General features: G+C 32.7%; 19 protein-coding genes. 9 read left to right on the top strand and 10 right to left on the bottom strand.

Going from position 1 to position 22,089, the window contains the following annotated elements; all coding sequences use genetic code 11:
* Window positions 1-255: 255 nt before the first annotated feature.
* From GSY47_RS22345 to GSY47_RS22335, 3 genes are all read left to right on the top strand, one after another.
* The gene (locus tag GSY47_RS22345; RefSeq protein WP_109190818.1) at window positions 256-1,017 is read left to right on the top strand and encodes a sensor histidine kinase; all 762 of its coding nucleotides are present in this window, start codon (window positions 256-258) and stop codon (window positions 1,015-1,017) included.
* Window positions 980-1,699 (top strand): LytR/AlgR family response regulator transcription factor, encoded by a 720-nt coding sequence (locus tag GSY47_RS22340; protein ID WP_179001850.1) that lies wholly within the window; start codon window positions 980-982, stop codon window positions 1,697-1,699. Before GSY47_RS22345 ends, GSY47_RS22340 begins: the two co-directional genes overlap by 38 nt.
* Before the next feature lie 113 nt (window positions 1,700-1,812).
* Window positions 1,813-4,083, top strand: coding sequence for a cation:proton antiporter (locus GSY47_RS22335; protein WP_179001848.1), 2,271 nt, complete (start codon window positions 1,813-1,815; stop codon window positions 4,081-4,083).
* A gap of 212 nt (window positions 4,084-4,295) precedes the next feature.
* Here the strand turns inward: GSY47_RS22335 and GSY47_RS22330 are convergent, their stop codons facing one another.
* The 3 genes from GSY47_RS22330 to pyrH all read right to left on the bottom strand — a co-directional run bounded on the left by GSY47_RS22330 (window position 4,296) and on the right by pyrH (window position 8,332).
* The gene (locus GSY47_RS22330; RefSeq protein WP_179001846.1) at window positions 4,296-6,791 is read right to left on the bottom strand and encodes a DUF5686 family protein; all 2,496 of its coding nucleotides are present in this window, start codon (window positions 6,789-6,791) and stop codon (window positions 4,296-4,298) included.
* A gap of 118 nt (window positions 6,792-6,909) precedes the next feature.
* Complete coding sequence (gene frr, locus GSY47_RS22325; protein ID WP_179001844.1) at window positions 6,910-7,473, bottom strand: ribosome recycling factor; 564 nt, start codon at window positions 7,471-7,473, stop codon at window positions 6,910-6,912.
* A gap of 151 nt (window positions 7,474-7,624) precedes the next feature.
* Window positions 7,625-8,332, bottom strand: a complete 708-nt coding sequence (gene pyrH / locus GSY47_RS22320) for a UMP kinase (protein ID WP_057115131.1) — start codon at window positions 8,330-8,332, stop codon at window positions 7,625-7,627.
* Window positions 8,333-8,739: 407 nt separating this feature from the next.
* Between pyrH and GSY47_RS22315 the strand changes: the two genes are divergently transcribed.
* A complete protein-coding gene (locus GSY47_RS22315; RefSeq protein WP_179001842.1) occupies window positions 8,740-9,345 on the top strand; it encodes a thioredoxin family protein in 606 nt (201 codons plus the stop codon).
* Window positions 9,346-9,702: 357 nt separating this feature from the next.
* Here the strand turns inward: GSY47_RS22315 and GSY47_RS22310 are convergent, their stop codons facing one another.
* The 6 genes from GSY47_RS22310 to GSY47_RS22285 all read right to left on the bottom strand — a co-directional run bounded on the left by GSY47_RS22310 (window position 9,703) and on the right by GSY47_RS22285 (window position 13,977).
* A complete protein-coding gene (locus GSY47_RS22310; protein WP_179001840.1) occupies window positions 9,703-10,266 on the bottom strand; it encodes a hypothetical protein in 564 nt (187 codons plus the stop codon).
* Between the two features lie 8 nt (window positions 10,267-10,274).
* A complete protein-coding gene (truB, locus tag GSY47_RS22305) occupies window positions 10,275-10,970 on the bottom strand; it encodes a tRNA pseudouridine(55) synthase TruB (protein WP_179001838.1) in 696 nt (231 codons plus the stop codon).
* Complete coding sequence (locus GSY47_RS22300; protein WP_179001836.1) at window positions 10,970-11,767, bottom strand: undecaprenyl-diphosphate phosphatase; 798 nt, start codon at window positions 11,765-11,767, stop codon at window positions 10,970-10,972. The genes truB and GSY47_RS22300 overlap by 1 nt, the downstream gene beginning before the upstream one ends.
* A 77-nt stretch (window positions 11,768-11,844) precedes the next feature.
* The gene (locus GSY47_RS22295) at window positions 11,845-12,099 is read right to left on the bottom strand and encodes a DUF3098 domain-containing protein (RefSeq protein WP_179001834.1); all 255 of its coding nucleotides are present in this window, start codon (window positions 12,097-12,099) and stop codon (window positions 11,845-11,847) included.
* A 110-nt stretch (window positions 12,100-12,209) separates the two neighbouring features.
* The gene (locus GSY47_RS22290) at window positions 12,210-13,085 is read right to left on the bottom strand and encodes a cell division protein FtsX (RefSeq protein WP_179001832.1); all 876 of its coding nucleotides are present in this window, start codon (window positions 13,083-13,085) and stop codon (window positions 12,210-12,212) included.
* Window positions 13,086-13,380: 295 nt separating this feature from the next.
* The gene (locus tag GSY47_RS22285) at window positions 13,381-13,977 is read right to left on the bottom strand and encodes a molybdopterin-dependent oxidoreductase (protein ID WP_179001830.1); all 597 of its coding nucleotides are present in this window, start codon (window positions 13,975-13,977) and stop codon (window positions 13,381-13,383) included.
* Between the two features lie 189 nt (window positions 13,978-14,166).
* Here GSY47_RS22285 and leuS point away from each other — a divergent pair, with 189 nt between their 5' ends.
* The 4 genes from leuS (at window position 14,167) to GSY47_RS22265 (ending at window position 19,443) form a co-directional block, all read left to right on the top strand.
* On the top strand, window positions 14,167-17,061 hold the full coding sequence (gene leuS / locus GSY47_RS22280; protein ID WP_179001828.1) for a leucine--tRNA ligase: 2,895 nt from the start codon (window positions 14,167-14,169) through the stop codon (window positions 17,059-17,061).
* 475 nt (window positions 17,062-17,536) lie between these two features.
* Window positions 17,537-18,385 carry an alpha/beta hydrolase gene (locus tag GSY47_RS22275; protein WP_179001826.1) on the top strand — a complete coding sequence of 283 codons (849 nt, stop codon included), beginning with the start codon at window positions 17,537-17,539 and terminating at the stop codon, window positions 18,383-18,385.
* Window position 18,386: 1 nt separating this feature from the next.
* Window positions 18,387-18,860: an RNA polymerase sigma factor gene (locus GSY47_RS22270; protein ID WP_179001824.1), complete on the top strand. Its 474-nt coding sequence runs from the start codon at window positions 18,387-18,389 to the stop codon at window positions 18,858-18,860.
* Complete coding sequence (locus GSY47_RS22265; RefSeq protein ID WP_179001822.1) at window positions 18,847-19,443, top strand: hypothetical protein; 597 nt, start codon at window positions 18,847-18,849, stop codon at window positions 19,441-19,443. Before GSY47_RS22270 ends, GSY47_RS22265 begins: the two co-directional genes overlap by 14 nt.
* Window positions 19,444-19,521: 78 nt before the next feature.
* Here the strand turns inward: GSY47_RS22265 and GSY47_RS22260 are convergent, their stop codons facing one another.
* Window positions 19,522-19,923: an MmpS family transport accessory protein gene (locus GSY47_RS22260; protein ID WP_091494716.1), complete on the bottom strand. Its 402-nt coding sequence runs from the start codon at window positions 19,921-19,923 to the stop codon at window positions 19,522-19,524.
* Window positions 19,924-20,090: 167 nt separating this feature from the next.
* On the opposite strand from GSY47_RS22260, the gene GSY47_RS22255 reads away from it, so the two are divergent.
* Window positions 20,091-22,079: a sensor histidine kinase gene (locus tag GSY47_RS22255; protein ID WP_179001820.1), complete on the top strand. Its 1,989-nt coding sequence runs from the start codon at window positions 20,091-20,093 to the stop codon at window positions 22,077-22,079.
* Window positions 22,080-22,089 lie beyond the last annotated feature (10 nt).

Genomic DNA, 22,089 nt, shown 5'->3' with positions numbered 1-22,089 from the left:
ATGCAAATGTAGTGAAAAGTGCTCGAAATCATAAATTAACCACTGTATTTTACTTAACGTTAACACAAATTTGAAAGTTTATTGTTTATGATAATACAATTCATTTTTAGTATTTAATCGATAGCTTTTCTCATCTTTGCGTGAATTTAAAATCATGAAAAATAATTTTTATAACTTCGAGTGATTAAAAAAACTTCGATAATTTAATTCGGAGGGAAGAATTTTAAGATGCCAAAGACAAAAACAACAATCACAATGCAGGATAACAATACGACCACTTTTATTTTTTTAGCGATTCTTTTTTTGCTGATTGTCATCATTTGTTTTATGATTTATCAATTGATGCAGGCCAAAAAAGCAAAAGAAGATGCCGAAAAGAGTTTTTATGCGCTGGAAGTAAAAGTAAATGATCTTCAGTTAGAGAATTTAGAGTCAAAACTAAATCCGCATTTGTTTAAGAATATTTTAAATTCGATTCAGTCGCATGCTTATCAAACGTATTTTGCCTTAGACAAACTGGCCAATGTTTTGGATTATATTTTATATGAAAGCAAAAAGAAATTTGTGACGGCAAAAGAAGAAATCAATTTTGCACTGAATCTAATCGAAATCAATAAAATTAAAATCAGTCCACTTTTTGAATTGAAGATTAAAACCAATATTAATGAAGATGATAAATTGTACGATCAGCCTTTGTTAGCGCCTTTGATTTCTATTGATTTAATCGAAAATGCATTTAAACACGCCGATCTTCAAAGTGCCGATGCTTTTATTTCGGTAGTTTTTGAATTTAAAGACAATGCTTTTTTTATGACCGTTTCAAACAAAATCTCAGATAAAAAAGTGTTGAAAAAGGAGCGAAGCGGTTTTGGTCATGCGACTTTAGAACATCGCCTTCGAATTATTTACAAGAATAATTTCAAACTCGATAAGTTTATAGAAAACGACATTTATATTGCTCATCTAAAAATAGATTTACTTGAATACAAAACTGAAATGCTTGCTTCTGGACGATGAGCTTCCGGGATTGACTTATTTGAAAATGCTTTGCGAACAAATTCCGGAATTGGAAATCGTCAAAACATTCAATAATCCGCAGAAACTTTTGTCTGATATTCCAGATCTGGATTTTGATCTCTTAATTTCTGATATCGAAATGCCAGGAATGGACGGTTTGAATTTAGCTGAAATGTTAGATAATAAATTAGTGATTTTCTGTACCGCTTATAAAGATTATGCTGCCGATGCTTTTAATATTGATGCTGTGGATTATATCACAAAACCGGTAAAACTGGAACGTCTTCAAAAAGCCATTACAAAAGCTTTTGAGCGTTTCGATAAATCAGATAATTCCAAAAAGTTCATGCAATTGAATACAGATAAAGGAAAGACTTTGCTGTATTTTAATAAAATTCAATACATCACAACAGCTTCAAGTGACAGCCGTGATAAAACAGTTTTGCTTACCGATGGAAGTTTTCTGAATTTAAAGAATGTAAAATTCGATACTCTTTTACACGAATTACCCGACGCCGATTTCTGTAGAATTAACAAAAAAGAAATTGTAGCGGTAAAGGCGATAAAATTTTTTAATCACAACGAAATTGTGCTTCATCATTTAGAAGAAAATAATAAAAATACAGCCTTAATCTTAAGTGAAACCTATCGTTCTGATTTTTTGAAAAAGGTAAAATTATAACTTATTACAAAGTTTTTCCATCTTGTTACATACATTGAAAATTAGCCTGTAATTTGCTTTTTCACTTAAAACTCAGTTCTGATATTTGCGGCAATAAATCAAAAGAATGAGTTATGAATAACATTAAAAACTCTGTATTTTACATTACAATTATTGGTGGTTTTACAGCACTGATTTATTGGGTAATTTCAAAAGGAGCCGCATTAGAAGTGGGGCGCAACATCGTAAAAAAACAAATCGAAAGCAACCATTGGAATGACTTCTTGGATTCTATGGTTCATAATTTACAGCATCCGTTAGCCATTTTATTGGCGCAGATCGTTACGATCATTTTAGTAGCCCGTTTATTTGGATGGTTTTTCAGAAAAATCGGTCAACCATCTGTAATTGGAGAAATGATTGCAGGTATTGTTCTTGGGCCGTCTTTGGTTGGAATGTATTTTCCTGAATTTTCAGCCGCTTTATTTCCAAAAGAATCATTAGGAAACTTACAGTTCTTAAGCCAGATTGGTTTAATTCTTTTCATGTTCGTAATCGGAATGGAATTGGATCTTAAAGTACTAAAAAACAAAGCACATGATGCGGTTGTAATCAGCCACGCCAGTATTGTAATTCCTTTTGCTTTAGGATTAACTTTAGCCTATTTTATATACCACACTTTTGCCCCAATTGGTGTTGAGTTTTCTTCTTTCGGATTATTTATGGGAATTGCCATGAGTATAACTGCTTTTCCGGTTTTGGCCAGAATTGTACAGGAACGAGGAATGCAGAAAACAAAACTAGGAACCATCGCGATTACGTGTGCGGCAGCCGATGATATTACAGCTTGGTGTATTTTGGCTGTTGTAATTGCTATCGTAAAAGCAGGTTCATTTACAAGTTCGTTATATGTTATCGGTTTAGCGATTTTATACGTAATTATTATGTTGAAAATCGTTCGTCCGTTCTTAAAACGTGTTGGAGATTTAAATTCGACTCGTGAAAGTTTGAATAAACCAGTTGTTGCGATTTTCTTTATCACACTTTTGGTTTCTGCTTATGCAGCAGAATTAATCGGAATTCATGCTTTATTTGGAGCTTTCTTGGCAGGAGCAATTATGCCGGAAAACAATAAATTCAGAAACATATTTATTGAAAAAGTAGAAGATGTAGCCATTATCGTTTTATTGCCATTATTCTTTGTTTTTACTGGTTTACGTACACAAATTGGTTTGCTGAATGATCCTGAATTATGGAAAATTACAGGTTTAATTATTGCCGTTGCTGTAGCTGGTAAATTTTTCGGTAGTGCTTTGGCAGCAAAATTTGTCGGACAAAGCTGGAAAGATAGTTTAGCAATTGGAGCATTAATGAACACACGTGGTTTGATGGAACTTGTTGTTCTGAATATCGGTTACGATCTTGGAGTTTTATCTACAGAGATTTTTACGATGATGGTAATCATGGCTTTGGTTACGACTTTTATGACAGGCCCGGCTTTAGATTTTATCGGATTCATTTTTAAAGATAAAGAAACCGCTGTTCCAGAAGAAATAGGAAGTAAGAGTAAATATAAAATTCTGCTTTCGTTTGCTACACCAGAAAGAGGGAAAAAACTGCTTCAAATCGCTAATAGTTTAGTTAAAAAACAGCCCGACAATTCGATTGTAACAGCGATGCATTTGTCATTGAGTACAGAAATTCACTCTTTTGATGTAAAAGATCATGAGAAAAAAATGCTGGTTCCAGTTATCGAAGAATCCAATCGTTTAAATCAAAAGATTGTAAGTCTTTTTAAAGTTTCTAATGATATTGATACCGATATTATTGATTCGGCAAATCATGGAGATTATGATTTGTTATTGGTTGGTCTTGGACAATCTATCTTTGATGGAACTTTGCTTGGAAAAATCCTTGGATTTACAACCCGAATTGTAAACCCAGATCGTTTGATTGATAAGTTTACCGGAAAAGAAGGTTTGTTCGAAAACAATCCTTTTGATGAAAGAACACGTCATATAATTGCAAAAACCAAAATGCCAGTTGGTATTTTTATTGATAAAGATTTAGAAGAAATGAATCAAGTGTTTATTCCTGTTTTTAGTAAAGAAGATGCTTTTTTAATAGATTATGCTAAAAAATTAATCAATAATAATGGTTCTCAGATCACGGTTCTGGATGCAAGCGGAGAAGTTCGAAGTACTCGTGAGATTCAGGAAACCATCCGATCTATAGAACAGATTGCCCCAAATCATATTATGATTATGAATGACAGAACAATTAAAAAAGAGTTTTTAGATGGTCAAAACTTAATGATTATTAGCCTTGATAGTTGGAAAAAACTAATTGAATCTCAAAGTACGTGGCTGAATAATACACCTTCGGTTTTGATTTTGAAGCCATAGATAGTTTTAAATCTCAATTTTTTAAATTCCAAATTCCAATTTTTACTGATTGGGGTTTGGGATTTTTTTTTCAGTAACGAAGGTTCACACAAGCTATTCGACAAAGATTGGTAACTTACTTTACGGAGTTTCTAGTGTGATCCTTCGTTCCTCGGGATGACAAACGGGCTGTAAAATTGGAATTTGGATTTTTTGTATTGGAATTTAATTATTTAAAGTCCCAAATCTAAGACATAAGAAATCTTAACCGCAATATTATCTTCAAACTTCAATAACTGATTTGGGCCATAACGATAGAATCCAGCCAAACCAAAACCTTTGTAAATTTTGTTTAATTCTAAACCTGATTCATAAAAGCCCCTTTCAAGTGTTTTGTAAGATGGGCCAACATGCTGTTCAGGGTTTTCCATATTACCCCAAGCCATTCTGGAAACTATAACCAATGAAGGTCTGACCTTTTTGAGAATTGTAATACGGTCGAAACCATGTTTAATTTGAAACATTAAGTATTGACTAGAGAAAAACTCATTAAAAAACATCGTTTCAAAAGCATTTCTTCCCGAAAAAGTAATACGTTGTATAACCGTTTCTTTAGTTAAATTATTCGGAGAAGTATTGTACAAATGTGTAATCGGTACATCTCCCATGGCTAGACCTGCTTGGAAAAGCAAACTTGTTTTCTGACGGTTTAAATATTTCTTTTCGTATTCTGCTTTAAAATCGATTTTGCTAAAAGTAAAATCATTGTCAAATACATTCGGCAAAGACTGCGTGTATTGAAAAGTAAATCTAGGAAATCTTTTTTCCGATTCATTTCTTCCTGTTGGAGTCTGCATAAAATCGCTGAAAGGCGCCCAAACAATAGAAAGCATTGCCGTTGTCATCACATAACTCGAATACAATTTTCCATTGTAATTAAACAGATAATCAAATTTTGGCTCGATGTAATTTCTTGAAAATTCTAGAACAGCTTCAGTTTTCGGGATAATTTTGGATTGAATATTACCTCGCCATCCTGTATATTCATAGAAAGTACTAATGTTAATTGGGCGTGGATCATAAATCTTAAAAACACGTTTGTCAACTGCAAAAACAGTACTTGCAATCTCACGAACATCATCGGTGTAATATCCGTTAAACCAAGTATTGGTGTATTTGTCTAATAAAACCCCGGCTCCTAAACTGTATTTAAAAGCACCATCTTTTGTTCCGTATGCTGTATAACCTTCAATTCGGAAGTTTTTTGATAAACGATCATTTGTGATACCGCCTAAACCAAGACGAAATCCTTCGTAATTATTATAGCTGATAATCTTTTTTAAATCCAAATCAATTGGACCAATCGGATAAAAACCATTAATGATTTTTCGACCAATTCCCAGACGTTTTTCAATTCGGTTGCTGACAGAAATGCTGTCCAGTAATTGATACGTTTTTTGGCTTTTTAAATCTAGATTTTCTTTTCGGTAAGCTTCCCAAAAACTTTCTGGTTTTTTGGCAGCATCATCTTTAATTTCGATATAAAGTGATGGATCTTTTACGGGATTTTTGGTGTTGACACGAATATCAAAACTATTACTTTCAGAAATCAAATAGGTAAAATCCGAAGCCACTTTTTTTCTCGGCTCAAAGTTTTCCTCAACGTCTCCGTCAAACTGAATGGTGCCGCCAAGAATTCTAATGTCATCATCATTTTTCCCTTTTACAATTTTAAAAGTGGTATTGCTTTGGAACCAGATTTTTTCTTTCGGAATATATTCAAATTCATGAATACCGCTGATATCCAAAACGCCCTTTATTCGCATGACGGCTTTAGCGACAGCAAAATTTTCTTTGTCAATATATAAAACTCCTTCTAAACCAGATGATCTTCGCTTAAGCTTATTTTTGAAATAAATCATGTAAGCGTCACGACCTTTAATACTTACAGTGTCTAATAATTTATAAATGTAGGTAGATGTTGCAGAGTTTGAAATTGGATTTTCATATTTAGTCTCAAACAATTCATATTTAGGATCATAAATTGAAATTGACTGAAGATTAAATGCTAGCACTTCATAAATTGGCTGTTTAAATCCTGCCATTTTAGTGCCAAGAACAGTTTCTTTTAATTTTTTGTTTGTAAATTGATATTGAGAGACTTTCTCTGTTTGAAATAAATGCTGTTTGCTTACAATTTCTTTGAATTTATAATCAGAAGAATCGACATTGATTGTTTTTTTATCTAAATCTTTATAAGATGCAGAAGAATCAATTCTACCGTCTATAGAATCTGGATTTGCTGTTACAATAAGTTTATTGTATGTTTTGTACTCGAAATTATTGAGCTTTTTCTGCGGATCATTTTGCCATTTGCTGGCTATTACTTTTCGGATTATAGTTAAAGCTGGATTTTCGTTGGAAACAATAACTTCTTTTAAATCATCTGTCTGCTGTATAAGTGAAACAGCATAAAAGGTTTTGTTTTTGATTAATGCAATTGTCTTCTTTTGAAAACCAACGTAAGAGACTGTTAAAGAATTTGCTGATGTACTAATCTTGAAAATGAACTTTCCATCAACATCTGTAATAGTGTTGTTGTTTTCTGAAGTAGTAATTGTGGCAAACGGAAGAGGTTTGTTGTTTGAATCGGTTACGATTCCGTTTATTTGAATTTGCGCCTGAAGTGTAAGCGTAAAAAACAAAGTCAAAAAACAAAATAGCTTCATACAGAATGATATAGTTTCAAAAACGAAAAGAATTAAATTTTCGTATGCAAAAATAGCAATAAAAAAATCCGTCTGATACAATAAACCAGACGGATTTTATATTTTATTATAAAACTAATTACACTTTCATGATTTCAGCTTCTTTTAAAGCCAATAATTCATCGATTTTTTTGATGAAAGCGTTTGTTAAGTTCTGAACTTCTTCTTCAGCAGATTTACAGATATCTTCTGAAGTTCCTTCTTTTTCTAATTTTTTAATATCAGTATTTGCATCTTTGCGAGAGTTACGAATACCAATTTTAGCATCTTCAGCTTCAGATTTTGCCTGTTTTGCTAAATCGCGACGACGCTCTTCTGTTAATGGTGGTACGCTAATAATTACCATATCGCCATTATTCATTGGATTAAAGCCAATGTTAGCAATCAAAATAGCTTTCTCAATTGCTTGCAGCATATTTTTTTCAAATGGCTGCAATGTAATTGTTCTTGCATCTGGTACACTGATTTTAGATACTTGCGAAAGCGGTGTCGCTGAACCATAATAATCAACAAAAACACCTCCAAGCATAGCTGGAGAAGCTTTTCCTGCACGAATATTAAGAAATTCTTTCTCTAAGTGTGCAATCGTACCGTTCATTGATTCCTCAGTACTTTCTAAAATAAAGTCTATTTCTTCAGTCATTTTTTTTAGATTTTAGATTTTTAGATATTTGGTTTTTGGCTTAAAAAACTTTATGATCTAATTAATCAACTAATATAGTTTTGTTTTTATGTTTTAAAGATTGTTTTTTTAAGAATATTTAGAATTTCAATAAACTTCAATCTAAAGCGGTTTAAATATTTACTACAGTCCCTATATTTTCGCCTTCGCAGATTTTCAATAGGTTTCCAATTTTGTTCATATCAAAAACTACGATTGGCAATTTGTTTTCCTGGCTTAATGTAAATGCTGTGGTGTCCATAACATTCAATCCTTTTTTGATTACATCATCAAAAGAAATAAAATCAAATTTTACAGCAGAGGCATTTTTTTCAGGATCAGAATCGTAAACTCCATCAACACGTGTTCCTTTTAAAATCACATCAGCGTTGATTTCGATTCCTCTTAAAACAGCAGCTGTATCAGTTGTGAAGTATGGGTTTCCAGTTCCTGCACCAAAAATTACAATTCTGCCTTTTTCTAAGTGACGGTCAGCTCTTCTTTTGATGTATGGTTCTGCAATAGATTCCATTTTCAAAGCAGTCTGCAAACGTGTTTTCATTCCTTTATCTTCAAGGGCACCTTGTAAAGCCATTCCGTTAATTACAGTAGCAAGCATTCCCATATAGTCTCCTTGAACTCTATCCATTCCAGAGCTTGCACCAGCAACTCCTCTAAATATATTTCCTCCTCCAATAACAATTGCAATCTCTACTCCTTTACTGTGAATCTGCTTAATTTCGTCTGCATATTCGGCTAATCTTTTTGGGTCAATACCGTATTGTAAATCACCCATTAGGGCTTCGCCGCTAAGTTTTAGAAGAATTCTTTTATATTTCATGTGTGTGTCGCGTTAATTTGTGCAAATATAGACATATTCTGATTTTTAAAAATAATGTTTGCAAAAAATTAATCGAAGGTGCGATTTTAGGATAAAAAAAACCTTTAAAAGGCAAATGAAACGGATTGTTTTTTACCGCAAAGCGCGCTAAGAATTTTATATAGATGCGTCTATTACAATTCATAAGGTTCGCAAATCTTTGTCTTCAAACAGCTTTGCGAACTTTAAAGCTTCTTAATTCAATAATAATTATAAAATCTTAGTCCCGATAGCTATCGGGATTGCGTTGAATTCTCATTTCAAATTAGTCTTCAATAAAATTTTAATAGACTATTAAATGTGACAAATGTCATTTCTGCATTTTTCTAATTTTTGTATTTTTATATATATTAAAAAAATAAACAAATATGAAAAGCATCGTAGCCAAAGCATTGTTTAATAGTCATTCTTATGCTGAATACCGAAAATTAGTTACCGATTTATTAACTGAAGGAAAATCAACGGGAAATGAACAATCAGAAAGTTTGACTAATTATTCTAAATTGAATGAAGCGAGAATGAACAGACTGGAAAAAACCATCAAAATTTCTGAGACTGTTGCTGAAAAACTTCAAAACTTAGACAATCATTACATCTGGCTTGTTTTGTCTGAAGGTTGGTGTGGCGATGCTGCGCAGATTCTTCCTGTTTTAGAAAAAATGGCTCATGTTTCTAATAAAAGAATTGATCTTAGAATTGCGCTTCGAGATGAAAACAATGATTTAATGAATCAATATTTGACTAATGGAGGACGAGCAATTCCGAAAGTGATCATAATTTGTAAAGAAGCTGGAATTGTTCGTGCAGATTGGGGACCAAGACCAAAAGGAGCAACAGAGTTAATGGCAACGCATAAAAGGGAAGTTGGACCAATTGATGAAAAAATTAAAACCGATCTTCAGTTATGGTATCTGGCTGATAAAGGAATTTCTACACAGGAAGAATTGCTTGAAATTATGGAGAATATTAAATAGAATCGCCTGTGATTTTGTTTAATGTGTTGATAAACAAATATATTGGTTGATAAAATTGTCTTAAAGTGTTTTTGTTTTAAATAAGATTTTGTATCTTAGTAATACTAATCCCACTTCTATTATAACTTTCTGATTTACTCTTTTTATTGGTGTTTAATTTAATGTTTAACAATTAAAAGTGCACTATTATGAAAAAGTTATTCGAAAGGTTTTATGATTTCTTCTCTCAATTTTTATTTGGAGGAAAAAATGTGCCTCACTATTAATTCAAGATAAGTATGAAATAGTATTACTTATTTTAAGAGCCTGGCACATTATGTTTTTATGTAATGTGCTTTTTATTTTTTTAGAAAGTCGTTATTCTGAAGTTTCTGATTTGTAATAAAAGAAATCTTGAATTGTTACCCCAAAGGATATGGCACCAATGCTTTTTTCATTGTGAAGCGGAAATGCATAATCACTGATTTCTGCAAAAATGGTAAAATCATCGGATCCAATCCCGAGTTTTAATTTTTTGTATTCTCCATTTAAATTACCACGGCCTAAAGCGAACCCTTTTCCGTAACCAACTTGAAGCATAATTCGGGTATCGACGCCCACTTTCGGATTTAAGCCTAGATTTAAAAACACGGGAACAGCAACAAGTTTATTGTCCCATTTCCAGTCAATACCGCTATGAACTCCTAATGTCAGCCATTTTTTATAATGAACTCCATAGCCTATTTGTGAGCCTAAACCATTGGGTACAAAAAAAGCATTTGAATAACTGGATTCGGAAGAATCGATGGAATTGTCTCTATCTGGATTTCCAGTTATAGAAACAGCAATATCAAATTGAGTGTAAGTGAATTTACTGGCTTGACTATGTATAAAAGAACTAAAGAAAGTTGTAAATGCAATAACCAGTAAAATTCTCTTCATATAAGTTTTTATTTTTTTAGAAGTTCTTCTTCAAACAAAGTAATATCAATTGCATTTTTTACATCGTAGTCACCAATTTTAGTACGGCGTAAAACGGTTAAATGAGAGCCTGAATTCATGGCTTTTCCGAAATCGTAAGCAAGGGAACGAATGTAAGTTCCTTTAGAGCAAACTACTCTAAAATCTACTTCAGGCAATGCAATTCTTGTAATTTCAAATTCGTGAATTGTCGTTTTTCTGCTTTCAATTTCTATCGATTCTCCAGCGCGCGCATGTTCATACAAACGAACGCCGTCTTTTTTAATGGCAGAAAAAATGGGTGGTTTTTGATCGATTTCGCCCAAAAACTGTTTTACGGTTTCATGAATCAAAGCTTCATCAATATGATCCGTTGGAAAAGTCTGATCGATTTCAGTTTCCAAATCATAAGATGGAGTAGTGGCTCCAATGTAAAAAGTTCCCGTATATTCTTTGGCTTGACCTTGAAGTTCAGAAATTCTTTTGGTAAATTTTCCTGTACAGATTAATAAAAGTCCAGTTGCCAAAGGATCTAAAGTTCCTGCATGACCGATTTTGAACTTTTTTGGAAGTCCAACTTTATTGATCAAAAGGTATTTTAATTTATTGACAGCTTGAAACGAACTCCATTTTAAAGGTTTGTCAATCAATAAAACTTGCCCGTTTAAATATTCTTCAGGTGTCATTATATAATCGTAAGCGGGTGAATGAAAAAGTGGATCAATAATAAAATGATTCCAGCAAGAATTCTGTAATAACCAAAAACTTTAAAACCATTTTTAGTTAAGAATCCAATAAAAGTTTTGATAGCTAATAATGCCACAACAAAAGCCACAATGTTTCCAATAATCAACATGTTGGTTTGATCTTGAGATAATTCGAAACCAGCTTTGTAATAATCGTAACATTTTTTTGCTGTTGCTCCTAACATAGTTGGAACTGCTAAGAAAAATGAAAATTCGGCAGCTGAAGTTCTAGTTAATTTTTGTGACATTCCTCCAACGATACTTGCACCGCTTCGTGAAACTCCAGGAATCATAGCCAAACATTGAAATAAACCAATTTTTAATGCTTTAGCATATGTGATTTCAGTAGAAACTTCAGGATCGTTTGGTTTGTTGAACCATTCATCAACTTTCAATAAAATAATTCCTCCGATTAAAAGTGAAACTGCTACAGTAACAGGATTTTCTAATAAACCATCTATAAAATCACTTAAAAGCAATCCTAAAACTACCGCTGGAATAAAAGCTACTAAAAGTTTAAAGTAGAAATCAAAGGTTTGAAAGAAACGTTTGAAATATAAAATTACAACCGAAAGAATTGCACCCAGCTGAATTACAATGGTAAAAAGCTTGGTAAAATCATCATGGGCGATTCCGAAAAAAGAAGATGCGATAATCATGTGCCCAGTTGAAGAAACAGGTAAGAATTCTGTAATTCCTTCAATAATAGCAAGAACAATAGCTTGTAGTGTATTCATTTAGAATTTTAGATTTTGGATTTTAGATTTTAGATTCTTTCGCTTCGCTCAGATAATTAAAATCTTTAAATCTATAATTATTTAGATTTTTTGAAAATAGAATAAATCGTGATTCCGAAACCAATCAAAACAGTTGTTGGAGCTAAACGGATACGTCTAAAGCTAAAAATGTCTTCGTTAAAAACGTTTGGATCTTTACTTCCTCCGCCAGACATTAAAACAAATCCTAAGGCGATTACAGCGATACCAATTAAAAGGATTTTGTAATTGATGCCGTCAAAAAGGAATTCCTGTTTTTGAACTTGTTGTTCTTCTTTATTATTGTTTTTCATTTTTTATATTTTGTTTCCCTAAATATAAGGGCATTTTTATTTATTTGTCAGCCTGAATGAGGTCGAAGGCGCTTTTTTTAAATCTAAAATCTACGATCTAAAATCTAAAATTAGTAAAGATCGTCAGTTCTTAGGTTAAGGAAACGCTGTGTAGCAAAGTGTGTGCTTACCCAAGTAATTAAAACACCTAATCCGAAAACGCCAACTAAAACTAAACCAGTTAAGAATTTATCTTCTAAAATTCCTAAACCAGGGAAATTAGTTTCTACATAAAGTAAAAGTGCAATTAAAGCAATGATTGCTAGACCAGCGCCAAGCATTCCTAATTTTACGCTTCGCATCACAAAAGGTTTTCTGATAAAAGCTTTTGTGGCCCCAACCATCTGCATGGTTTTAATGATAAAACGATTCGAATGTATGGATAAACGAAGTGAACTATTGATTAATAATACAGCAATAACAGTAAGGAAACCACTGATAATCAAAATCCACATACTTACTTTTCTGATGTTGTCATTTACCAGATTTACCAATTGTTTGTCGTAAACAATATCAGAAATCATGGTGTTTTTGCGGAAACGGTTTTCGATTTTCACGATGCTGTCTCTTTCAACATAATCTGCTTTTAAGTGAATATCGTATGAGTTCAATAAAGGATTTTCTCCTAAGAAAGTTAGAAAATCTTCCCCGATAATGTCAGTATGTTCTTTTGCTGCTTTTTCTTTAGATACATAAACGTATGAAAGTGCAAAAGGAGCTCTTTTAAGTTCTTTATCAAATGCTTTGATAATACTGTCGTTTGCTTCATTTTTGAAGAAAACCGTCATCGCGATTTTTTCTTTAAAATCGTCTGCCAGCTGTTTAGAATTGATAATGAATAATCCCAGTACTCCTAAAAGGAACAATACTAGAAATACACTTAAAACTACTGAAAAATAAGAGGAAATTAACCTGCGTTTTTGAAATTTATCAAAGTTAGAACTCATAGTCTGCTTAAATTATGTGGTAAAAATAATAAAGAATTTCTTTATTTAAAGTTAATAACAAACTTTTATCCTTAAAAGTACGATTTAAATCTTGAATAAGTTAGGGTTTAACCGCAAAGCTTTGCGTGAAATTTAACCGCAAGGATGATATCCCGATAACTATCTGGATTCGTAAGGTTCGCAAAATAAAAAAATGAAACCACAGATTAATAAGGATTGAAATGATTTTTTAAATCTGTGTGAATCCTCTTAATCTGTGGCTAAAAAAATCTTAGAATCTCAGCGTCTCAGAATCTTATTCTATTTTATAAACTTCAATGCTTTTAAGCCAATAAACGTGACGAGGTCCAGTGGCAATATCATTTTTGCAAAGCCCAATCATTTCGCCATTTTTAACTGGTTTTCCGTTTTCTTCAAAAATAATATAAGCATTATCTCCCGTTGGATTATTGAAAATTTCAGCCCACGAAAAAGTTGCTTTATAATCGTCGGAAGCTCTTTCTACAATATAAAAGTTTCTGTCTTTATGATCGGTTTGTTTGATTTTAGCTTTATCTAAAACATCTCTCAAAAGAACAGCCTTGCAAGCTTTGACTTCTCTTTTAATTACACCGCCTTTACCCGTTATTTTGAGATTTTCAATGGTAACTACTTTCATTTTCTTTAAAGAATCGATTGTTAGTTGAAGAGGAAATTCGACATCGCCTTTTATTTCAATTTGATGATTGACTAATTTTAAACTGTCTTCAGCAGTTAGAGTTTTATGTTCGTGTTTTTCTGTTTTTGAAGCCTGTTCTGTTGAAATGTTTTCTTCTTTATCTTTTTTAGAAGAATTACACATCGTGCATGAAAATGCAATCAAAAGTATAAGAATGTAATTTTGTGTTTTCATAGTTACTTAGCGGTTAATATTAAATTCAATATTACGTATTTTTACTTAATTTAAATAAGTAATTTGATATTTTATTTGTTTGTCAATGAAATAGCTTTGCTACAATGCGCAATAAATGTAAATTTGCGACTTAATTAATTTAGTGAAAAGCTTAGAACCTTAGTAACTTAGAATCTTAGTCACTTAGAAATGAAGTACAATCCAAACGAAATTGAAGCCAAATGGCAAAAATATTGGGCAGAAAATCAAACTTTTGCAGCAAAAAATAACTCTGAAACCCGAGGTGAAACCGAACTGAGCGAAGCTAAACCGAAACATTATGTTCTCGATATGTTTCCTTATCCGTCTGGAGCAGGATTACACGTAGGGCATCCGCTGGGTTATATAGCTTCAGATGTGTATTCTCGTTTTAAAAGACATCAAGGTTTCAATGTTTTGCATCCAATGGGTTACGATAGTTTCGGATTACCAGCAGAACAGTACGCGATTCAGACAGGACAGCGTCCAGAAGATACAACACGCGTAAATATTGATGGTGGAGTAGACAAAGAAGGAAAGCAGATTGCTGGTTATAGAAAACAGTTAGATAAAATCGGATTTTCATTTGACTGGGCGCGTGAAGTGCGTACATCAAATCCAGATTACTACAAACATACACAATGGATTTTTATCCAATTGTTCAATTCTTGGTATTGCAAAAAACAAGGAAAAGCATTTGACATTTCTGAGCTTGTAACTGTTTTTGAAGAAAGTGGAAATGCATTAGTTGAGGCAGTTTGCGACGACAATGTAGCCATTTTTACTGCTGACGAGTGGAACGCCTATTCTGAAGATCAAAAAGAAAAAATCTTGTTGCAGTACAGAATGACGTATTTGGCAGAAACCGAAGTCAACTGGTGTCCAGGCTTAGGAACTGTTTTGGCAAATGACGAAATTGTAAACGGAGTTTCAGAACGTGGAGGCTTTCCTGTTATAAGAAAAAAAATGACACAATGGAGTATGCGAATTTCTGCTTATGCCGAACGCTTGCTTCAAGGTTTAAATGATATTGACTGGAGTGAGTCTATCAAAGAATCGCAAAGAAACTGGATCGGGAAATCGGTTGGTGCTTTGGTTACTTTTAATGTGAAAAATCATGATGAAGTAATCGAAGTTTTCACCACTCGTCCTGATACCATTTTTGGAGTTACTTTTATGACTTTGGCGCCAGAACATGATTTGGTTGCTAAAATTACAACTCCAGAACAAAAAGAAGCTGTTGAAGCGTATATCGAAAAAACAGCAAAACGTTCGGAGCGTGAGCGCATGGCCGATGTAAAAACGATTTCAGGAGTATTTACTGGAGCTTACGCTGAGCATCCATTTACAAAAGAAGCGATTCCAGTTTGGATTGGTGATTATGTTTTGGCGGGTTATGGAACTGGCGCTGTAATGGCTGTTCCTTGTGGAGACGAAAGAGATTACGCATTTGCTAATTTCTTTAAAGGTCAAAACGGAATGCAGGAAATCAAAAATATCTTCGCTAATGTTGATATTTTTGAAGCAGCTTACGGATCAAAAGACAACGTTGAAATTGCTGGTTCTGATTTCTTAAACGGATTAAATTACAAAGAAGCAACAGCAAAAGCGATTTATAAATTAGAAGAAATCGGACAAGGAAAAGGTAAAACTAATTACCGTTTGCGTGATGCTGTTTTTTCACGTCAGCGTTATTGGGGTGAGCCATTTCCAGTTTATTATGTGAATGGTCTTCCAAAAATGATTGAGACACAGCACTTGCCAATTATTTTGCCTGAAGTAGAGAAATATTTGCCAACTGAAGACGGTTTGCCTCCATTAGGAAATGCAGCGGTTTGGGCTTGGGATACAAAACAAAATAAAGTTGTTGATACCGATTTAGTTGATAATGTAACAATTTTTCCATTAGAATTGAATACAATGCCAGGTTGGGCGGGAAGTTCATGGTATTGGATGCGTTATATGGATGCGCACAACGAAAATGAATTTGCAAGTAAAGAAGCTTTGGCTTATTGGGAAAATGTAGATTTATATATTGGAGGAAGCGAACACGCAACAGGTCACTTATTGTATTCTCGTTTCTGGAACAAATTCTTAAAAGACAAAGGTTTTGCTCCAACTGAAGAGCCATTCAAAAAACTGATCAATCAGGGGATGATTTTGGGTACGACGGCTTATGTTTACAGATTGGAAGGAACAAATACTTTTGTATCTAAAAATAAAATTGAAGGTCAAAATGTACAGCCAATTCGCGTTGATGTAAATTTCGTTAATTCTTCGGATGAATTAAATATTGAAAAATTCAAAACTTGGAGAGAAGATTTCAATACAGCAGAATTTATTTTTGACGAAAACGGAAAATACATTGTAGGCCGTGAAGTCGAAAAAATGTCAAAATCATACTATAATGTAGTTACACCAGATGATATTTGTGCAGAATACGGTGCAGATACATTACGTTTATATGAAATGTTCTTAGGGCCATTAGAGCAGGCAAAACCTTGGAATACTGCCGGAATTTCGGGAGTTTTCGGTTTCTTGAAAAAATTATGGAGATTGTATTTTGATGATAATGGCTTAATCGTAAACAACGACGAACCAACAAAAGATAACTTAAAATCATTGCATAAAACCATCAAAAAAGTAGCAGAAGATATCGAGAATTTCTCTTTCAATACTTCAGTTTCTCAGTTTATGATTTGTGTAAACGAATTGTCTTCTCAAAATTGTCATTCAAGAGCGATCTTAGAACCATTAGCAATTTTGGTTTCTCCTTATGCGCCTCATATAGCAGAAGAATTATGGGCTCAGTTAGGGCATACAACTTCAATTTCTGAAGTGGCGTTTCCAGCTTTTGATGAAAAACATTTAATTGAAACAAATAAAGAATATCCAGTTTCTTTCAACGGAAAAATGCGTTTCACAATCGAATTGCCTTTGGATTTAACCAAAGAACAAATCGAAGAAATCGTTATGAAAGACGAAAGAACACAAAAACAATTAGACGGTAGAACACCAAATAAAGTGATTATTGTTCCTGGAAAAATCATTAATTTGGTTGGATAAACCGATTTGATTTTAAATATTAAAAATCCCAAATTCCAATTTTACGATTGGGGTTTGGGATTTTTTTATACCGTTGTCACCCTGAGCGAAGTTGAAGGGCTTTTGCGTTACGTAAGGTCTTAGACTTCGCTCAGACTGACAATAAATACCGTTTGTCATTTCGACGAAGGAGAAATCTCCACAAGTAGCTCTACAAAGATTGGCGATTCAGTTTGCGGAGTTTCTTGCGTGATTTCTCCTTTCAGTCGAAATGACAAGATTGAGGAAAAAACTTTGCGACCTAGCACCTTTGTGGCAAAAAAAACTTGCGTTCTTTGCGTAAACCTCCGCGCACTTTGCGGTTAAAAATCCACACCAATATTGGGATTTGGGGTTTTTTCATTGAAATTTTAAATTAAGTTGTAACATTTTAATAGTTGTCGTATCAAAAGCATGGATCCGATTTAATTAACAACTTAAAACAAAACTATTAAAAATGAAAAAGTATATCATCTTAATTATCGTATTCTTATTCTCTGCATTATGTTTAAATGTTTTCGGACAAACAAAACATTTTCCGTTTGAAGTTTTAAAAACTGGAAATGGAAACCGATCTATTATATTTATTCCTGGCTTTGCTTCTTCTGGAGATGTTTGGAATGAAACCAAAGCTACTTTCGAAAGTGATTTTACTTGTTATACACTCACAATGGCTGGTTTTGCGGGAAGAAAAGCACAGCCAAATGCTTCATTTGAAAATTGGAAAAATGGAATTGCCAATTATATCAAAGAAAATAATATTGAAAAGCCAATCTTAGTAGGCCATAGTATGGGAGGTGGACTTGCGCTTGCAATTGCCGCCGATTATCCAGATTTGATAAGTAAAATTGTGGTAGTGGATGCGATTCCTTGTTTGGCAGCTTTGAATGATTCCACATTTATATCAAAAGAAAATAATGATTGTTCAGCAACTGTAAATCAAATGACAGGAATGACCAATGATCAGTTTTACGATATGCAAAAGAAGACAATGCCAAGACTTTTAGCTGATGCGTCTAAGCTGGATATGGTGGTAGATTGGAGTGTAAAATCAGATAGAACAACTTTTGGGCAAATGTATTGTGACTTTTTCAATATCGATTTAAGAGAAAAAATAGAACAGATTAAATGTCCAGCATTAATTCTGTTAGAATCTTATTTTATAAATTTAAAACCAGCAATTGAAGGTCAATATAAAAATTTAAAGACCGCTAATTTTCAGTATGCCGCAACTGGTCTGCACTTTATTATGTACGATGATACCGCTTGGTATATGGGGCAGTTAAACAATTTTATAAAATCTTAAAATGGAATTCGAAAAAATCTACAAAACATATTGGGATAGAATTTTCAGGCTCTGCATGGGATTTGTGAATGATTATGATGTGGCACAGGATTTGGCACAGGAAACTTTTATAATTGTCTGGCAGAAACTAGAAACTTTTAGAAACGAATCGGCGATTGGGACATGGATTTTCAGGATTGCTTCTAACAATTGTCTGAGGCAGATTGAAAAACAAAAACGTTTTCCAAAATCAGAACTTCCAGTTCATCTTTCAGAAGAAAAACAAACCTCATTTGAACCTCAAATTCAGTTTTTATATAAATGTATCGCAGAATTGCCTGAAACCGATCGTATTATTATTTCGTTGGAATTAGAAGATATTAAGCAAGCAGAAATTGCCAAAATCATCGGACTTTCAGAAGCGAATGTTAGAGTGAAAATTCACAGAATCAAAGAAAAACTGACTCAAAAATTTAAAGAAAATGAACAACGATAACAATATAGATTTTAAAGATTTATGGAAAAAGCAGACCGTAAGTCAGCCCGATATGAAAGATTTGCTGGAAAGGGTAGGGAAGTTTAAAAAAGCGGCTTTAAAAAGTTTATGGTTTGCCAATATTTTACTTTTTGCGACAAGCGTTTTTATAATTTTTATATGGATTTATTACCAGCCGCAGTTTATTTCGACCAAAATAGGAATCGTAGTAACTCTATTAGCAATGGTAATTTACCTAGTAATTTATAATCGATTATTAAAGAATTACAATCATATTGATGCAGAACAAAGCAATCACGACTATCTTCAGAAATTGATTGAAATAAAAAAGAAACAGCAGTTTTTACAAACTAAAATGATGAGTTTCTATTTTATAGCACTTACGCTAGGAATTTGTTTGTATATGTATGAATACGCCAGCAGAATGTCGCTTTTGGGAGCAAGTTTGACGTATGGAATAACTTTGTTGTGGATATTGTTTAATTGGTTTTATATTCGTCCAAAACAAATCAAAAAACAGCAAAGTAAATTAAATAGTTTAATTGAAAAGTTTGAAGAAGTAAACAATCAATTGGAATCATAAAAAAAAAGAAGCTTCGTAATTTCCCCTACGAAGCTTTCTTTTTACCAAAAACTTAAATCTAAATTCTAAAACTAATTCTTAAAGAGGAAAAACATAAGGAGTAAGAGATAATACAATGATTCCGTCACTATTTGCTGTAGCAGTTAGTTCATTTTCTAATTTTCCTCCGATATAAAGTTTTCCCGTTAAAGTTTGTCCGGCCTGACCACCATAACCGCTAGCGCTTAATGATGCTCCCATCGATTTTGCTTCTGCAGTAAATTCCTTTGTCCATGGAAGTTTAGTAATGTCTTCATTTAATGCATTTCCTCCTTTTTCAAAATATGTAACAGAAGCATTTCCTGTGTAATTTCCAGTAATTTCATATCTTACATCTCTTGAGTTATTTCCAGATCCATTATCGTCATTATCACTACTGCAAGAAACTGCTGTAAAAGCAAGAGTCAATACAATTGCTAAAGTTTTCAAAACTGATTTCATAATAAAATTCTTTAATTAATATTCATAACAGAACAAAGTTAGATGCTTATCCTGCGGACGGCAATACCTGATAAAATGTATTTTTTATTACCTGATATCAGGTAAAAGCAGGAGATTTCTTTTTGAAAGTCATTAAGCTTTAATAACTTTGAGTAAATGCCACATCTATGAAGAAACTCTACGCCTTTTTGTTTTTTTTATTTTTTACCGCAATTTCCAATTCACAAGTCATTCTTTCATTAGATGATGATACTGTTTATATCGACAGTATTGTCAAAATCACAAAAAACACAAAATCCGACAGTGTTAAAAGTTTGAATAGCTTTAGATTATCAAAACTGTTTTTAATGGCGCAGGATGCTGAAAAATCTAAGGAATATCTTGAACAGGCAAATAAACTTAAAGTCAAATTTCCTTTTCTAAAAGATGCTTCTATTTTTTATAATGCCTACAGTTTTATAGAAAAAGGCGATTTGGAGGGTTTTGAAAAAGCTTTATTGGAAGCCAATACTAAACTTAAAAAATACCGTAATAAGGAAGCTTATAAACTTCGTGCCGTGATACTGCAGAATTATGGTATTATGCAGCAACGTAAGAATAATGAAAACGCTTATATGAAATTGCTGGTGAATGAGGCGATTCCTATTGCTAAAAAAAGTGGTGATTACGAATTAATCAGTGCATTAAATAAAGCAGTTGCCATCATTTTTATGAATAATAGTGAAAGGGAAAAAGCTGCTGAATATCTCGATCAAGCACAGAAATACATTGAAAGTGCAACCAAAAAATCAGCAACATTGGCAGAATCCAGAATGGAAACCTATATTATTAATGCTGAGAATTTAGTAGAGCTCAAACATTTTTATGATGCTAAAAGTATTCTGGATAAAGCATTCGAGATTTTAAAAGATTATCCAGAATCAAACTTGAACGACTCTTATTTTTATTCGGAAGGGATTTATTATGCCAAACAAAACAAACATAATGAAGCTTTGGTAAGTTTTGATAAAGGAATAAAATCATCTGCAAAACATAATAATCTGATTGCCTTAAACAGATTGAAATTTGCTGAATATGAAGTTCTTTTTAAACTTAAAAATTATGAAAAGGCAAAAAGTAATATAGAATATCTAATAGAAAAAACACCTTTTATAATAGATAAGAAAAATTATTACAAAGAACTATCAAAGGTGTATAATGCTACAAAAGAATATTCGAAAGCTTATTATTATTCTAATAAATACAATGTTGTAAATGATAGTCTTAATGGCGATAAATTAAAAAACGAAATTGTAGAGCTTGAAGCGAAATACAAAAAGGCGGAAAGCGAGAAAAAGATTTCTTTGCTTCAGTCAGAAAATGAAAAAGCAGTTTTGCAGGTTAATAATAATCGTTTGAATATGATGCTTTTTGCAGTGCTTTCTTTTTTACTATTTCTGACAGTTTTGTTTCTGTGGAGTTGGAACAATTATCAGAAAAAACTAAGCTATCAAAAAGAAGTCAATCATAAACAGGAGTTGGATGTGCTTGAAAATGAAAAGAAATTATCTATTTCAAATGCTTTAATACAAGGAGAGGAAATCGAGAGAAAAAGAATCGCCAGAGATTTACATGATGGACTCGGCAGTATGCTTTCGGGCTTGAAGATGCATTTGAATATTGCAGATCGTGATAATAAAGAAAATAGTCCAAATATTAACGAAATGCTGAATGATTCTATTAAGGAGCTTCGTAATATTTCTCAGAATTTAATGCCGGAAAGTTTAATGAAACTGGGACTCGAACATGCATTGAAAGATCTATGTGCTTCACATTCTACTTCAGAAACTGTAATTGAATTGCAATATTTGATAAAAAAATCCAGCGTTCCAGAACATTTTAAAGTGATGATTTTTAGAATCATTCAAGAACTTTTAAATAATGCTTTAAAGTATGCAAAAGCAACAGAAATATTAGTTTCCTGTTCTCAGAATAAAGATGTTTATTTTATTACTGTTGAAGATAATGGAATAGGTTTTAATATTAAGCATGCAGAAAAGAGAGAAGGTATGGGATTGCGAAACATCAAAAACCGTGTCGCATTTTTAAATGGAAAATTAGAAATTGATTCGGAAATTGGTAAAGGAACGTCAACTTATATTGAGCTGAAAATTTAATTATAGTTTA

Source organism: Flavobacterium quisquiliarum (genome assembly GCF_019308285.1).
Lineage (GTDB): Bacteria > Bacteroidota > Bacteroidia > Flavobacteriales > Flavobacteriaceae > Flavobacterium > Flavobacterium quisquiliarum.
Note: the sequence above shows the minus strand (reverse complement) of the source record. Positions and strands in the feature narration are given on the sequence as shown.